Here is a 14,756-nt window from a genome sequence, read left to right on the forward strand (position 1 = left end):
TTACTCGGCGGTATGAGCGGCGATGGTGCAGGCAGGTTTGCCGGCAGCGTATTTAAGACTGGGGTCGACCAGCGCGTCGAAGCGTTTCAGCGCCTCGGAGCCGATCAAAAGCGGGTATTGGAACGCACTTCGGTCGGTGAGGTTCACTTCGATGCTGCGCAATGCCGAACCCATGCAGATATCCAGCTCGATCACCGGACGGGCGGTGTACTGCTTGCCTTCTTCTGGATCGTAGTCGCCGGCGCGGCGCTTGATCTTGCTGACGCGAGCCAGCGGCCGTTCGATGGGGTGTGAATGCGCGGTGTCGATGGCCAGGTAGAAACGTACCCAGGATTCACCGTTGCGTTTGAAACGTTTGATGTCGCGGGCACTCAGCGAGGCGGTTTTCGCCCCGGTGTCGAGTTTGGCCGCAACTTCGAGATTGATGCCGTCAAGCGAAGCGTATTCGTTGAGGCCGTACACGGTTTTTTCCCCCGCGACGGCGAGGCCGGGCAGGCAAAACAGAGCAAAAAAGGTGGGGAAAGGCTTGAGTCTCATAAATCCTGGTGCGCAGCGTTCCGTTATCGGTTCAGGTGCCCGCGCAACCGTGCGCAAGCCCCCGCGTGTGCCTGGCAGCTTTTTATGGCAAGCCGTACAAAGACCCGCAAATGCGGGCGGCATTCTAGCACGGTGGTTTTATGGCGCCAGCGCTTGGGGCAGGGTGTAGCAAGATCAAAAGATCGCAGCCTGCGGCAGCTCCTACATTTGGATTTGCGTGCGCCCTGTAGGAGCTGCCGAAGGCTGCGATCTTTTTGAGGTTATTAGACGATTGTCGACAATACCTATTTATCCTTTGACTCATTGGGCCAGATTGGCTAGTTTTTGCCGCATTGGATTTAAAGGTGTCGACAATCATGCTGGATCAACTCGATCCCCCGGTCATCAATGGCGACGATTCCGAGACGCTGTCGGAAAACGTCTTCCGGCGCATCCAGGCGGCTATCGTCAAAGGCGAAATCGCCCCGGGCAGCAAGATCTCCGAGCCGGAGCTGGCGCGCACCTATGGCATCAGCCGGGGGCCGCTGCGTGAGGCGATCCATCGTCTGGAAGGCCAGCGCTTGCTGGTGCGTGTGCCGCACGTCGGTGCGCGGGTGGTCTCGCTCAGCCATGCCGAATTGATCGAACTCTACGAAATCCGTGAATCTCTCGAAGGCATGGCCTGCCGCCTCGCTGCCGAGCGCATGAGCGTCGAGGAAATCGACGAACTGCGCCGGGTCCTGGAAACCCACGAGCGCGATGCGGCATTTCAGGCCGGCGTCGGTTACTACCAGCAGGAAGGCGACTTCGACTTTCATTACCGGATCATCCAGGGCAGCGGCAATCGCACGCTGACGCAGATGCTCTGCGGCGAGCTGTATCAACTGGTGCGCATGTACCGCATCCAGTTTTCCACCACGCCGAACCGCCCGCACCAGGCCTTCGCCGAACACCACCGCATTCTCGATGCCATCGCCGACCGCGACGGCGAGCTCGCGGAATTGTTGATGCGCCGCCACATCGGCGCCTCGAAACGCAACATCGCCCGTCACTACGAGGACGGCGCCCACAACAAGACAGCCACTGAACGAGGTGATGCATGACTTCCAACCTGAACACGCCGGGCCAGCGCTTCCGCGATGCGGTCGCCAGCGAGCATCCTTTGCAAGTGGTCGGCGCGATCAACGCCAACCACGCGCTGCTGGCCAAGCGCGCCGGTTTCAAGGCGATCTACCTGTCCGGTGGCGGCGTGGCCGCAGGCTCGCTCGGCGTGCCGGACCTGGGCATCACCGGGCTGGACGACGTGCTCACCGACGTGCGCCGTATCACCGACGTTTGCGACCTGCCGCTGCTGGTGGATGTCGACACCGGTTTTGGCTCGTCGGCGTTCAACGTGGCGCGTACGGTCAAGTCGATGATCAAGTTCGGCGCGGCGGCGATTCACATCGAGGATCAGGTCGGCGCCAAGCGCTGCGGCCATCGCCCCAATAAAGAAATCGTCAGCCAGCAGGAAATGGTCGATCGCATCAAAGCTGCCGTCGATGCCCGTACCGATGACAGCTTCGTGATCATGGCGCGTACCGACGCACTGGCGGTGGAAGGTCTGGAATCGGCACTTGATCGCGCGGCAGCGTGCATCGAAGCCGGCGCTGACATGATCTTCCCGGAAGCGATTACCGAACTGGACATGTACAAGCTGTTCGCCAATCGTGTGAAAGCACCGATCCTGGCCAACATCACCGAGTTCGGCGCAACGCCGCTGTACACCACCGAACAACTTGCCGGCGCCGACGTCTCGCTGGTCCTGTATCCACTGTCGGCGTTCCGCGCGATGAACAAGGCAGCGGAAAACGTCTACACGGCGATCCGCCGCGATGGCACGCAACAGAATGTCATCGACACCATGCAGACTCGCATGGAGCTCTACGATCGTATCGATTACCACACGTTCGAGCAGAAGCTCGATGCGTTGTTTGCACAGAAGAAAGGCTGAACAAAACCCTGTGGGAGCGAGCCTGCTCGCGAAGACGGACTGACATCCAACATTGATGTCGACTGATCCAGCGCTTTCGCGAGCAGGCTCGCTCCCACAAGTTTCCCCATACAAATTCAAGAAGATTGGAGAACACAATGGCCGAAGCAAAAGTACTCAGTGGCGCCGGGCTCCGTGGCCAGGTAGCCGGGCAAACCGCACTGTCCACCGTGGGCCAGGCCGGAGCCGGGCTGACCTATCGCGGCTACGACGTGCGTGAACTGGCCGCCGATGCGCAATTTGAAGAAGTCGCCTATCTGCTGCTGTACGGCGAACTGCCGACCAAAGCGCAACTGGCCGACTATCAAAGCAAACTGAGCAAGCTGCGCGACCTGCCGCAGGCGCTTAAAGAAGTGCTTGAACGCATTCCCGCCGACGCCCACCCGATGGACGTCATGCGCACCGGTTGCTCATTCCTCGGCAACATCGAACCGGAGAAAGACTTCGCCGAACAGCGCGACAAGACCGACCGTCTGCTCGCCGCGTTCCCGGCGATCATGTGCTACTGGTATCGCTTCAGCCACGACGGCAAGCGCATCGACTGCGTCAGCGACGAGCCAACCATCGGTGGCCACTTCCTGCACCTGCTGCACGGCAAGAAACCGAGTGAATTGCACGTCAAAGTGATGAACGTGTCGCTGATCCTCTACGCCGAACACGAATTCAATGCCTCGACCTTTACCGCACGGGTTTGCGCTTCGACTTTGTCGGACCTGTACTCGTGCGTGACGGCGGCGATCGGTTCGCTGCGTGGCCCGTTGCACGGTGGCGCCAACGAAGCGGCGATGGAAATGATCGAGCGCTTCTCGTCGCCGGAAGAGGCGATCAAAGGCACCCTCGGCATGCTCGAGCGCAAGGACAAGATCATGGGTTTCGGCCACGCGATCTATAAGGACAGCGACCCGCGCAACGAGGTGATCAAGGGCTGGTCGAAAAAACTCGCGGACGAGGTCGGCGACAAGGTGTTGTTCCCTGTCTCGGAAGCCATCGACAAGACCATGTGGGAGCAGAAGAAACTGTTCCCGAATGCCGACTTCTATCACGCCTCGGCGTACCACTTCATGGGCATCCCGACCAAGCTGTTCACGCCGATCTTCGTCTGCTCGCGCCTGACCGGCTGGGCCGCGCACGTGTTCGAACAACGCGCCAACAACCGCATCATCCGCCCAAGCGCCGAGTACACCGGCGTCGAACAGCGCAAGTTCGTGCCAATCGAACGTCGCTGAATGGTGAGGGCCAAGCGCTGATCCGAGATTCACCGAAGACCCTGTGGGAGCTGGCTTGCCAGCGATGACTGAGTCACATTCAACATTGATGTCGACTGACCCACCGCTATCGCTGGCAAGCCAGCTCCCACAGGGTTCGGGGTGAATTTCAAGGTCGGTGTAACGCCCACCCTTTGCAACCACCGTGACCCGAGTCCTGACCCGATGAACACAGAATTCCGCAAGAACCTGCCCGGCACGCCGCTGGATTACTTCGACACCCGCGCGGCGGTCGAGGCGATTGCGCCTGGCAGCTACGACACCCTGCCGTACACCTCCCGCGTGCTGGCGGAAAACCTTGTGCGTCGCTGCGACCCGGCCACGCTCACCGATTCCCTCAAGCAACTGATCGAACGCAAGCGCGACCTCGATTTCCCGTGGTTCCCGGCGCGGGTGGTCTGCCATGACATCCTCGGCCAGACCGCGCTGGTCGACCTCGCCGGTCTGCGTGACGCCATCGCTTTGCAGGGCGGTGACCCGGCGCAGGTCAACCCGGTGGTGCCGACGCAATTGATCGTCGACCACTCGCTGGCCGTCGAGGCGGGCGGTTTCGATGCCCAGGCCTTCGAGAAGAACCGCGCCATCGAAGATCGCCGCAACGAAGACCGTTTCCACTTCATCAACTGGACCAAAAAGGCCTTCAAGAACGTCGATGTGATCCCGCCGGGCAACGGCATCATGCACCAGATCAACCTGGAGAAAATGTCCCCGGTGATTCAGGTGCGCGAAGGCGTGGCGTTCCCCGACACCTGCGTCGGCACCGACAGCCACACGCCGCACGTCGATGCGCTGGGTGTGATTGCCATCGGCGTCGGCGGCCTCGAAGCCGAGAGCGTGATGCTCGGTCGCGCGTCGTGGATGCGCCTGCCGGAAAGCGTTGGCGTCGAACTGACCGGCAAGTTGCAACCGGGCATCACCGCTACCGACATGGTCCTGGCCCTGACCGAATACCTGCGCAAACAGAAAGTCGTTGGCGCCTGGTTGGAGTTTTTCGGCGAAGGCGCGGCGGCGCTGACCCTCGGCGACCGCGCGACCATCTCCAACATGGCCCCGGAATACGGCGCCACGGCGGCGATGTTCTACATCGACCAGCAGACCATCGATTACCTGAAACTGACCGGTCGTGAAGACCAGCAAGTGCAACTGGTCGAGCAATACGCCAAGTTGACCGGCCTCTGGGCTGACAGCTTGAAAGGCGCGCAATACGAGCGCGGCCTGACTTTTGATCTGTCCTCGGTGGTGCGCAACATGGCCGGCCCGAGCAACCCGCACGCCCGCGTCGCGGTGTCCGATCTGGCGGCCAAAGGCATCTCCGGGCAGTGGGATGACGTGCCGGGGCAAATGCCCGACGGCGCGGTGATCATCGCCGCCATCACCAGTTGCACCAACACCAGCAACCCGCGCAATGTCATCGCCGCTGGCCTGTTGGCGCGCAATGCCAACAAGCTCGGCCTGACGCGCAAGCCGTGGGTCAAATCTTCGCTGGCGCCGGGCTCGAAAACCGTGGCGCTGTACCTCGATGAAGCGGGGCTGACCACTGAACTTGAACAGCTCGGTTTCGGCGTTGTGGCATTTGCCTGCACCACTTGCAACGGCATGTCCGGCGCCCTCGATCCGCTGATCCAGCAAGAGATCATCGACCGCGATCTGTACGCGACCGCAGTGCTTTCCGGCAACCGCAACTTCGACGGCCGCATTCACCCGTACGCCAAACAGGCATTCCTCGCCTCGCCGCCGCTGGTGGTTGCCTACGCGATCGCCGGGACCATCCGTTTCGATATCGAGAAGGATGTGCTGGGCGTGGTCGATGGCCGGGAAATCCGCCTGAAAGACATCTGGCCGAGCGACGAAGAAATCGATGCGGTGGTGAAGTCGTCGGTCAAGCCTGAGCAGTTCCGTCAGGTCTACATTCCGATGTTCGCCGTGCATGAAGACACCGGGCCGAAAGTCGCGCCGCTGTACGACTGGCGCGAGATGAGCACCTACATCCGCCGTCCGCCGTACTGGGAAGGCGCGCTGGCCGGCGCCCGTCCGCTGAAGGGCATGCGCCCGCTGGCGGTGCTGCCGGACAACATCACCACTGATCACCTGTCGCCATCGAACGCGATCATGCTAGACAGCGCCGCCGGCGAATACCTGGCGAAAATGGGCCTGCCGGAAGAGGACTTCAACTCCTACGCCACTCACCGTGGCGACCACCTGACGGCCCAGCGCGCGACCTTCGCCAACCCGAAACTGTTCAACGAAATGGTCGTGGAAAACGGCAAGGTCAAGCAGGGTTCGCTGGCGCGTGTCGAGCCGGAAGGCCAGGTCATGCGCATGTGGGAAGCCATCGAAACCTACATGCAACGCAAGCAGCCGCTGATCATCATCGCTGGCGCTGACTACGGTCAGGGTTCGTCCCGTGACTGGGCGGCGAAAGGCGTGCGCCTGGCCGGTGTCGAGGCGATTGCCGCTGAAGGTTTCGAGCGCATTCACCGCACCAACCTGGTGGGCATGGGCGTGTTGCCGCTGGAATTCAAACCCGGCACCAACCGCCACACCCTGGCCATCGACGGCAGCGAAACCTACGACGTGATCGGCGAACGCAAACCCCGCGCGGATCTGACGCTGGTGATCAATCGCAAGAACGGCGAGCGCGTCGAAGTGCCGGTGACCTGCCGTCTCGATACCGCTGAAGAAGTGTCGATCTACGAGGCCGGCGGCGTGTTGCAGCGCTTCGCACAGGACTTCCTTGAAGGATCGGCGGTAGCCGTTTAAACAGGTTCAGCGGCCGAGGGGTGATGAGTCCCTTGGCCGCTTAGAAGGAGCAATCATGGCTCACGCACCACAAATCAGAATCCCTGCGACTTACATGCGCGGCGGCACCAGCAAAGGCGTGTTCTTCAGCCTCAAGGATCTGCCCGAAGCAGCGCAGGTTCCAGGCCCGGCGCGCGACGCTTTGTTGCTGCGAGTGATCGGCAGCCCCGATCCCTACGACAAGCAGATCGACGGCATGGGCGGCGCGACGTCGAGCACCAGCAAAACCGTGATCCTGTCGAAAAGCACCCGCGCCGATCACGACGTCGATTACCTGTTCGGCCAAGTGTCGATCGACAAGCCGTTCGTCGACTGGAGCGGCAACTGCGGCAACCTCTCGGCGGCGGTCGGTTCGTTCGCCATCAGCAACGGTCTGGTCGACGCCAGCCGCATTCCGCACAACGGCGTGGCGGTGGTGCGCGTGTGGCAGGCCAACATCGGTAAGACCATCATCGCCCACGTGCCGATCACCAACGGCGAAGTGCAGGAAACCGGTGATTTCGAGCTCGATGGCGTGACCTTTCCGGCGGCCGAAGTGCAGGTCGAATTCATGGATCCGGCGGCGGAAGAAGAGGGCGGCGGTGGCTCGATGTTCCCCACCGGCAATCTGGTCGATGAGCTGGAAGTACCGGGTGTCGGCACGTTCAAGGCGACGATGATCAACGCCGGGATCCCGACGATTTTCGTCAACGCCGAAGACATCGGTTACACCGGCACCGAACTCCAGGGCGCGATCAACGGCGATCCAAAAGCGCTGCTGATGTTCGAGACGATTCGTGCTTACGGTGCGTTGCGCATGGGCCTGATCGCCAATCTGGAAGAAGCCGCCAAGCGGCAGCACACGCCGAAAGTCGCGTTCGTCGCCAAGCCTGCGGATTACGTAGCGTCGAGTGGTAAAGCGATCGCTGCTGGTGATGTCGATCTGCTGGTGCGCGCGTTGTCGATGGGCAAGCTGCACCACGCGATGATGGGCACGGCAGCGGTGGCGATCGGCACGGCGGCAGCGATTTCCGGGACGTTGGTCAATCTTGCTGCTGGTGGCGTTGAACGCAATGCCGTGCGTTTCGGCCATCCGTCCGGGACGTTGCGCGTGGGCGCCGAGGCGACGCTGGAGAATGGCGAGTGGGTGGTGAAGAAAGCCATCATGAGCCGCAGTGCGCGGGTGCTCATGGAGGGCTATGTCCGCGTGCCCGGCGATTGCTTTTAAGCAACAGCAATATCCCTGTGGGAGCGAGCCTGCTCGCGAAAGCGATGCATCAGACATGCAAATGTTGACTGACACTCAGCCTTCGCGAGCAGGCTCGCTCCCACAGTGGATTGCATTTCAATCATAAGAAATCGTTAGCCCTGAACCGAGGTCCCATCAACGAACCACTTCACGAGTGAATCGAACATGAGCGCCAACGTCGACCTGAACAACCGCCCCGATTACGACGCAGTCCTGCAGGACATCGCCGACTACGTCCTCACCTTCAAGCCCGAATCCGCCGAGGCGCTGAACACCGCGCGCAATTGCCTGATCGACACGCTGGGCTGTGGTCTGCTGGCCCTGCGTTTTCCCGAATGCACGAAACACCTCGGCCCGATCGTCGAAGGCACGGTTGTACCGTTCGGTGCACGGGTCCCAGGTACCCCTTATCGCCTCGATCCGGTCAAAGCCGCTTGGGATATCGGCTGCATTGTCCGCTGGCTCGACTACAACGACACCTGGCTTGCCGCCGAATGGGGGCATCCATCGGACAACCTCGGTGCCATCCTCGCCGTTGCTGATCACCTGTCACAGAAACGCATCGCTAACGGTGAAGCGCCGCTGACGGTCCGCGATGTGCTGGAAGCGATGATCATGGCCCACGAGATTCAAGGCGTGATCGCTCTGGAAAACTCCTTCAACCGGGTTGGACTCGACCACGTCATTCTGGTGAAAGTCGCCTCGACCGCCGTCAGCGCCAGACTGATGGGTGCCAATCGCGAGCAGATGCTGTCGGCGCTGTCCCATGCCTTCGCCGACGGTCAGGCGCTGCGTACCTATCGCCATGCGCCGAACGCCGGCTCGCGCAAATCCTGGGCGGCAGGGGATGCGGCGAGTCGCGGCGTGCGCCTGGCCGACATCGCCATGCGCGGTGAGATGGGCATTCCCGGCGTTTTGAGCGCGAAGCAGTGGGGCTTCTATGACGTATCGTTCAGCCACACCAACAACGATCTGGCGCTCAAGCCCGAGGACAAGCGCGCTTTCAGCTTTTCCCGGCCGTTCGGCAGTTACGTGATGGAAAACGTGCTGTTCAAGATCAGTTTCCCCGCCGAATTCCATGCGCAGACGGCGTGCGAGGCGGCGGTGACCTTGCATCCGCTGGTTCGCAATCGGCTGCATGAGATCGACCGCATCGTCATCACCACCCATGAATCGGCGATCCGCATCATTTCCAAGGTCGGCCCGCTGGCCAATGCCGCCGACCGCGACCACTGCCTGCAATACATGACCGCCGTGCCGCTGGCATTCGGCAATCTGGTGGCTGAGCACTACGAAGACGACTTCCACAAGGCGCATCCGATCATCGATGTGCTGCGAGAAAAAATGGTGATTGTCGAAGAACCGCGCTTCACCCGCGAATACCTTGAGCCCGACAAACGCTCGATTGCCAACGCCGTGCAGGTGTTTTTCAAGGACGGCAGCAGCACCGACAACGTCGTGGTGGAGTACCCGATCGGCCATCGCCGCCGCCGCGCCGAGGGCATTCCGTTGCTGGAGGACAAGTTCAAGGCCAATCTGGCCACGCGGTTTGCCGGCCAGCGTTGCGCTGAGATATTTGCGCTCTGTGAGGATCAGGCGCGGCTGGAAGCCACAGCGGTGAATCGATTCATCGATCTGTTTGTGCTCTGACAGACCGCGTTATCGTTCTTCGCGAGCAGGCTCGCTCCCACAGTCGTTACGATGCAGGTCCACTGTGGGAGCGAGCCTGCTCGCGAAGGCGCCAGATCAGGCAACGCCGGACTACTTGAACCGCCGCTCAACGCCTTTCTCCACCAGAATCTTCGCCGAAATCTCTTCCACCGAGAAATGCGTGGAATTGATATGCGGAATGTTTTCGCGGCGGAACAGGTTTTCCACTTCGCGCACTTCGAATTCGCACTGGGCGTAGCTCGAGTAGCGGCTGTTGGGCTTACGCTCATTGCGGATCGCGGTCAGGCGGTCGGGGTCGATGGTCAGGCCGAACAGCTTGTGCTGATGGGCGCGCAGGGCCGTCGGCAGGGTCAGGCGCTCCATGTCGTCTTCGGTCAGCGGATAGTTGGCCGCGCGGATGCCGAACTGCATGGCCATGTACAGACACGTCGGCGTTTTGCCGCATCGCGACACGCCCACTAGTATCAGATCGGCTTTGTCGTAATAGTGGGTGCGCGCGCCGTCATCGTTGTCGAGGGCGAAGTTCACCGCCTCGATGCGCTCCATGTAATTGGAGTTGTGCCCGATGGAATGGGATTTGCCGACGGTGTAGGAAGAATGCTCGGTGAGCTCCTGTTCGAGCGGCGCGAGGAAGGTCGAGAAAATGTCGATCATGAAACCATTGGACGTTGCGAGAATCTCACGAATGTCCTGATTGACGATGGTGTCGAAGATGATCGGCCGAAAGCCGTCGGTTTCAGCGGCTTTGTTGATTTGTTGTACCATGGCCCGCGCTTTTTCCACGCTGTCGATGTAGGGCCGCGTGAATTTGCTGAAGGTAATGTTTTCGAACTGCGCCAACAGGCTTTGACCCAGGGTTTCGGCGGTAATGCCGGTGCCATCGGAGATGAAGAAAGCAGATCGTTTCATTTGCACCTTGGGCCTTAAGCTAGTAACGAATCTTGGATATGATAGGCGCGATTTGCCGGCCGCCATTGGCCCGCATTCTCACTTATTTTCCAGGTCCAGGCCATACAACCGGCCAAGGCTCCCCCGGGCCGCCGGTTTCTGAGCTTTTCCAACACAGTTAGTGGAGAGATCACCTTGGTAGAGTACGTAGTTTCCCTCGATAAGCTCGGCAAACACGATGTTGAGCATGTGGGGGGCAAGAACGCATCCCTGGGCGAGATGATCAGTAACCTGGCAGGCGCCGGTGTTTCGGTCCCCGGCGGCTTCGCCACGACGGCTCAGGCCTATCGTGACTTCCTCGAACTGAGCGGCCTGAACGAGCAGATCCACAAGGCCCTCGACGCGCTCGACGTCGACGACGTCAATGCCCTGGCCAAGACCGGTGCGCAGATCCGCCAATGGATCATGGACGCCGAATTCCCTGAAAAGCTCAACACCGAGATCCGCACCGCGTTCGCCGCGCTGTCGGCGGGCAATCCTGATGTGGCCGTGGCCGTGCGTTCTTCCGCCACCGCCGAAGACCTGCCGGACGCGTCCTTCGCCGGTCAGCAGGAAACCTTCCTGAACATCCGTGGTGTGGAAAACGTTATCCGCGCCGCCAAAGAGGTGTTCGCTTCGCTGTTCAACGACCGTGCGATTTCCTACCGCGTGCACCAGGGCTTCGACCACAAACTGGTCGCCCTGTCGGCTGGCGTGCAGCGCATGGTGCGTTCGGAAACCGGCACCGCCGGCGTGATGTTCACCCTCGATACCGAATCGGGTTTCCGTGACGTGGTGTTCATCACCGGCGCTTACGGCCTGGGTGAAACCGTCGTACAAGGCGCGGTCAACCCGGATGAGTTCTACGTACACAAAGGCACGCTGGAAGCCGGTCGTCCGGCGATCCTGCGTCGCAATCTGGGCAGCAAAGCCATCAAGATGATCTACGGCGACGAGGCCAAGGCCGGTCGTTCGGTCAAGACCGTCGATGTCGACAAGGCCGAACGCGCGCGTTTCTGCCTGACCGACGCCGAAGTCAGCGAGCTGGCCAAGCAGGCGATGATCATCGAGAAGCACTACGGCTGCCCGATGGACATCGAGTGGGCCAAGGACGGTGACGACGGCAAGCTGTACATCGTGCAGGCGCGTCCGGAAACCGTGAAAAGCCGCACCCAGGCCAACGTGATGGAACGTTACCTGCTCAAGGAAACCGGCACCGTGCTGGTGGAAGGTCGGGCGATCGGCCAGCGCATCGGCGCCGGCAAAGTACGCATCATCAAAGACGTCTCGGAAATGGACAAAGTCCAGCCGGGCGACGTGCTGGTTTCCGACATGACCGACCCGGACTGGGAACCGGTGATGAAGCGCGCCAGCGCCATTGTCACCAACCGGGGCGGGCGTACCTGCCACGCGGCGATCATCGCCCGTGAGCTGGGCATTCCGGCGGTGGTCGGTTGCGGCAACGCCACCCAGCTGCTGAAGGATGGCCAGGGCGTGACCGTGTCCTGCGCCGAAGGCGACACCGGCTACATCTTCGAAGGCGAACTGGGCTTCGACATCAAGAAGAACTCCGTCGACGCCATGCCGGAGCTGCCGTTCAAGATCATGATGAACGTCGGCAATCCGGATCGCGCCTTCGACTTCGCGCAATTGCCGAACGCCGGCGTTGGTCTGGCGCGTCTGGAATTCATCATCAACCGCATGATTGGCGTGCACCCGAAAGCGCTGTTGAACTACGACGGCCTGCCGCAGGAAATCAAGGACAGCGTCGACAAGCGTATTGCCGGTTACAGCGACCCGGTCGACTTCTACGTCGACAAACTGGTGGAAGGCATCAGCACCCTGGCTGCAGCGTTCACGCCGAAAAAAGTCATCGTGCGTCTGTCGGACTTCAAGTCCAACGAATACGCCAACCTGATCGGCGGCAAGCTCTACGAGCCGGAAGAAGAGAACCCGATGCTGGGCTTCCGTGGCGCTTCGCGTTACATCAGCGAATCGTTCCGCGATTGCTTCGAGCTCGAATGCCGCGCATTGAAACGTGTGCGTAACGAGATGGGCCTGACCAACGTGGAAATCATGGTGCCGTTCGTCCGTACTCTGGGCGAAGCCAGCCAGGTGGTCGATCTGCTCGCCGAGAACGGCTTGAAGCGCGGCGAGAACGGTCTGCGCGTGATCATGATGTGCGAACTGCCATCGAACGCGATTCTGGCCGAGGAATTCCTCGAATTCTTCGACGGTTTCTCGATCGGCTCCAACGACCTGACCCAACTGACTTTGGGTCTGGACCGTGACTCCGGGATCATCGCGCACTTGTTCGACGAGCGTAATCCGGCGGTGAAGAAGCTGTTGGCCAACGCCATTCAGGCCTGCAACAAGGCCGGCAAGTACATCGGCATCTGCGGTCAGGGTCCTTCGGACCACCCGGATCTGGCCAAGTGGCTGATGGAACAGGGCATCGAAAGCGTGTCGCTGAACCCGGACACCGTGCTGGAAACCTGGTTCTTCCTCGCCGAAGGTCAGGCTTGATCAGTATGTAATTGGCCCGCGCCCCATGTGGGAGCGGGCCTTGAGATTGAAGTAGGGCGGGCTCCAGCGGATGCCGCCCTTTTTTGTGCAAGAGCATTATGCAAAGCAGCAGCAACCTGTTTCCTGTCGCGCTGATCAGCGCCGAGCGGCGCGGCGATCTGAGCGAAGACGTCTATCGATTGAAACCCGGCAACAGCCCGGACTGGTCCGTAGAGATCGCCGTCACCCGCCTGGGCATGGCCGATGACACGGCGCCACGCGGCGTGCCGGTGATTCTGTTGCACGGCAGCTTTTCCAATCGGCGCTTCTGGTTTTCCCCCAAAGGCCTCGGGCTCGGCGCGTATCTGACGCGGCTGGGCTTCGACGTGTGGATCCCGGAAATGCGCGGTCACGGCCTGTCTCAGCGCAACGAAGACTATCGGCGAAATCGTGTGGCCGACTACGCCCGCTACGATCTGCCGGCGATTGCCGCGTTCGTGCGTGAGCAGAGCGGACAGATCCCGCACTGGATCGGCCATTCGCTGGGCGGCATCACCCTGGCGGCGGCGCTCGGTGGCGAATATCTCGGCGAACCGGCCGTGGCCTCGGCGGCGTTTTTCGGCACGCAGGTCAGCCGCACCTACTGGCCGTTGAAAATCCCACCGGTGGAATGGGGCGGGCGCTTTATTCTCAAGCGTTTCGCGCAGTTGTCCGGCTCACGCCTCAAACGCGGCCCGGAAGACGAGCCGATCGGCCTGGCCATCGAAAGCATGCGCTGGTACGGCTTGTTCGGCCGCTTCGGCGACAAGGACAAGGACTGGTGGGCCGGACTTGCCGAGGTGCAGGTGCCGGTGTTGGCCGTGACCGCAGCGGGCGATCATCAGGATCCGGCATGGGCCTGCCGCAAGCTGTTCGAGCAGATCGGTTCCGAGTGCAAGCAGTTCATCAATCTGGGCCGCGAGCAGGGCTTCTCGGACAATTTCGGTCATGTCGAAATGCTGGTGAGCAAAGCAGCGCAGGCTGAAGTGTGGCCCTTGGTGGCGCGCTGGTTGAACGATCAGCAGACGCCATTGCTGGCGCAGGCGACGGATCTGGCCGCTGCGGTGTGAGGGGCGTTCCGTTCAGCCTGGCTTGCGGCTAAGATATGACGCATTGTGCGGTTCCGGTCATATTTCGTGACTGTTTAGCGATAACGTTTCAGCTGCGGTTCAGGTTCGCTCAGCGACCATGGCATGGACTAAGGTAAACAGCGACCGCCGGAACTCGTCTCATCAGAATGCGGCATCCTTGATCGTCTTCCTTGTTACAGGAGTTTTTCGATGGAACATTACCTTACGCCTGACCTGTGCGACGCCTACCCGGAGCTGGTGCAGGTGCTGGAACCGATGTTCAGCAATTTCGGCGGCCGGGATTCCTTCGGCGGCGAAATCGTGACCATCAAGTGCTTCGAAGACAATTCGCTGGTCAAGGAACAGGCCGAACTCAATGGCAAGGGCAAGGTGTTGGTGGTCGATGGCGGCGGTTCGCTGCGCCGCGCCCTGCTGGGCGACATGATCGCCGCCAAGGCCGCGCAGAACGGTTGGGAAGGGCTGGTGATCTACGGTTGCATCCGTGACGTCGACGTCATCGCCCAGACCGATCTCGGCGTGCAGGCGCTGGCCAGCCATCCGATGAAAACCGACAAGCGCGGCATTGGCGACCTCAACGTCCCGGTGACGTTCGCCGGCGTGACGTTCCACCCAGGCCAGTACATTTATGCGGACAACAACGGCGTGATCGTGTCGCCGAGCCCGCTGAAAATGCCTGAATAAGC

At 61.0% G+C, this 14,756-nt stretch carries 11 protein-coding genes; 9 read left to right on the plus strand and 2 right to left on the minus strand.

Going from position 1 to position 14,756, the window contains the following annotated elements; all coding sequences use genetic code 11:
* Nucleotides 1-537 carry a retropepsin-like aspartic peptidase RloA gene (rloA, locus tag AAEZ10_RS03720; protein WP_273527284.1) on the minus strand — a complete coding sequence of 179 codons (537 nt, stop codon included), beginning with the start codon at nt 535-537 and terminating at the stop codon, nt 1-3.
* Nucleotides 538-896: 359 nt separating this feature from the next.
* Here rloA and AAEZ10_RS03725 point away from each other — a divergent pair, with 359 nt between their 5' ends.
* The 6 genes from AAEZ10_RS03725 (at nt 897) to prpD (ending at nt 9,490) form a co-directional block, all read left to right on the plus strand.
* Nucleotides 897-1,619 (plus strand): GntR family transcriptional regulator, encoded by a 723-nt coding sequence (locus AAEZ10_RS03725; RefSeq protein ID WP_172834046.1) that lies wholly within the window; start codon nt 897-899, stop codon nt 1,617-1,619.
* Nucleotides 1,616-2,509 carry a methylisocitrate lyase gene (gene prpB, locus AAEZ10_RS03730; RefSeq protein WP_024012298.1) on the plus strand — a complete coding sequence of 298 codons (894 nt, stop codon included), beginning with the start codon at nt 1,616-1,618 and terminating at the stop codon, nt 2,507-2,509. Before AAEZ10_RS03725 ends, prpB begins: the two co-directional genes overlap by 4 nt.
* Nucleotides 2,510-2,646: 137 nt before the next feature.
* On the plus strand, nt 2,647-3,774 hold the full coding sequence (prpC, locus tag AAEZ10_RS03735; RefSeq protein WP_122750984.1) for a bifunctional 2-methylcitrate synthase/citrate synthase: 1,128 nt from the start codon (nt 2,647-2,649) through the stop codon (nt 3,772-3,774).
* A 204-nt stretch (nt 3,775-3,978) separates the two neighbouring features.
* A complete protein-coding gene (acnD, locus tag AAEZ10_RS03740) occupies nt 3,979-6,573 on the plus strand; it encodes a Fe/S-dependent 2-methylisocitrate dehydratase AcnD (RefSeq protein WP_016773823.1) in 2,595 nt (864 codons plus the stop codon).
* A 55-nt stretch (nt 6,574-6,628) separates the two neighbouring features.
* The gene (gene prpF, locus AAEZ10_RS03745) at nt 6,629-7,819 is read left to right on the plus strand and encodes a 2-methylaconitate cis-trans isomerase PrpF (RefSeq protein ID WP_071171578.1); all 1,191 of its coding nucleotides are present in this window, start codon (nt 6,629-6,631) and stop codon (nt 7,817-7,819) included.
* Between the two features lie 186 nt (nt 7,820-8,005).
* Nucleotides 8,006-9,490, plus strand: a complete 1,485-nt coding sequence (gene prpD, locus AAEZ10_RS03750) for a 2-methylcitrate dehydratase (RefSeq protein ID WP_350567749.1) — start codon at nt 8,006-8,008, stop codon at nt 9,488-9,490.
* 111 nt (nt 9,491-9,601) lie between these two features.
* Here the strand turns inward: prpD and ppsR are convergent, their stop codons facing one another.
* Complete coding sequence (gene ppsR, locus AAEZ10_RS03755) at nt 9,602-10,420, minus strand: posphoenolpyruvate synthetase regulatory kinase/phosphorylase PpsR (RefSeq protein ID WP_016773826.1); 819 nt, start codon at nt 10,418-10,420, stop codon at nt 9,602-9,604.
* A 174-nt stretch (nt 10,421-10,594) separates the two neighbouring features.
* Here ppsR and ppsA point away from each other — a divergent pair, with 174 nt between their 5' ends.
* The 3 genes from ppsA (at nt 10,595) to rraA (ending at nt 14,754) form a co-directional block, all read left to right on the plus strand.
* A complete protein-coding gene (gene ppsA, locus AAEZ10_RS03760; protein ID WP_039762994.1) occupies nt 10,595-12,964 on the plus strand; it encodes a phosphoenolpyruvate synthase in 2,370 nt (789 codons plus the stop codon).
* A 98-nt stretch (nt 12,965-13,062) separates the two neighbouring features.
* Complete coding sequence (locus AAEZ10_RS03765; protein WP_122700448.1) at nt 13,063-14,052, plus strand: alpha/beta fold hydrolase; 990 nt, start codon at nt 13,063-13,065, stop codon at nt 14,050-14,052.
* Between the two features lie 210 nt (nt 14,053-14,262).
* Complete coding sequence (gene rraA, locus AAEZ10_RS03770) at nt 14,263-14,754, plus strand: ribonuclease E activity regulator RraA (protein WP_016773829.1); 492 nt, start codon at nt 14,263-14,265, stop codon at nt 14,752-14,754.
* The last annotated feature ends 2 nt before the right edge of the window (nt 14,755-14,756 follow it).

The sequence above is a fragment of the Pseudomonas sp. H26/SER47-MNA-CIBAN-0231 genome (genome assembly GCF_040310465.1).
Lineage (GTDB): Bacteria > Pseudomonadota > Gammaproteobacteria > Pseudomonadales > Pseudomonadaceae > Aquipseudomonas > Aquipseudomonas atacamensis.

What these genes read in the sequence shown, in the direction of transcription:
- ppsR (WP_016773826.1), bottom strand. Translation starts at nt 10,420, where the DNA reads ATGAAACGATCTGCTTTCTTCATCTCCGATGGCACCGGCATTACCGCC.
- prpF (WP_071171578.1), top strand. Translation starts at nt 6,629, where the DNA reads ATGGCTCACGCACCACAAATCAGAATCCCTGCGACTTACATGCGCGGC.
- rloA (WP_273527284.1), bottom strand. Translation starts at nt 537, where the DNA reads ATGAGACTCAAGCCTTTCCCCACCTTTTTTGCTCTGTTTTGCCTGCCC.
- AAEZ10_RS03765 (WP_122700448.1), top strand. Translation starts at nt 13,063, where the DNA reads ATGCAAAGCAGCAGCAACCTGTTTCCTGTCGCGCTGATCAGCGCCGAG.
- prpC (WP_122750984.1), top strand. Translation starts at nt 2,647, where the DNA reads ATGGCCGAAGCAAAAGTACTCAGTGGCGCCGGGCTCCGTGGCCAGGTA.
- prpB (WP_024012298.1), top strand. Translation starts at nt 1,616, where the DNA reads ATGACTTCCAACCTGAACACGCCGGGCCAGCGCTTCCGCGATGCGGTC.
- acnD (WP_016773823.1), top strand. Translation starts at nt 3,979, where the DNA reads ATGAACACAGAATTCCGCAAGAACCTGCCCGGCACGCCGCTGGATTAC.
- prpD (WP_350567749.1), top strand. Translation starts at nt 8,006, where the DNA reads ATGAGCGCCAACGTCGACCTGAACAACCGCCCCGATTACGACGCAGTC.
- rraA (WP_016773829.1), top strand. Translation starts at nt 14,263, where the DNA reads ATGGAACATTACCTTACGCCTGACCTGTGCGACGCCTACCCGGAGCTG.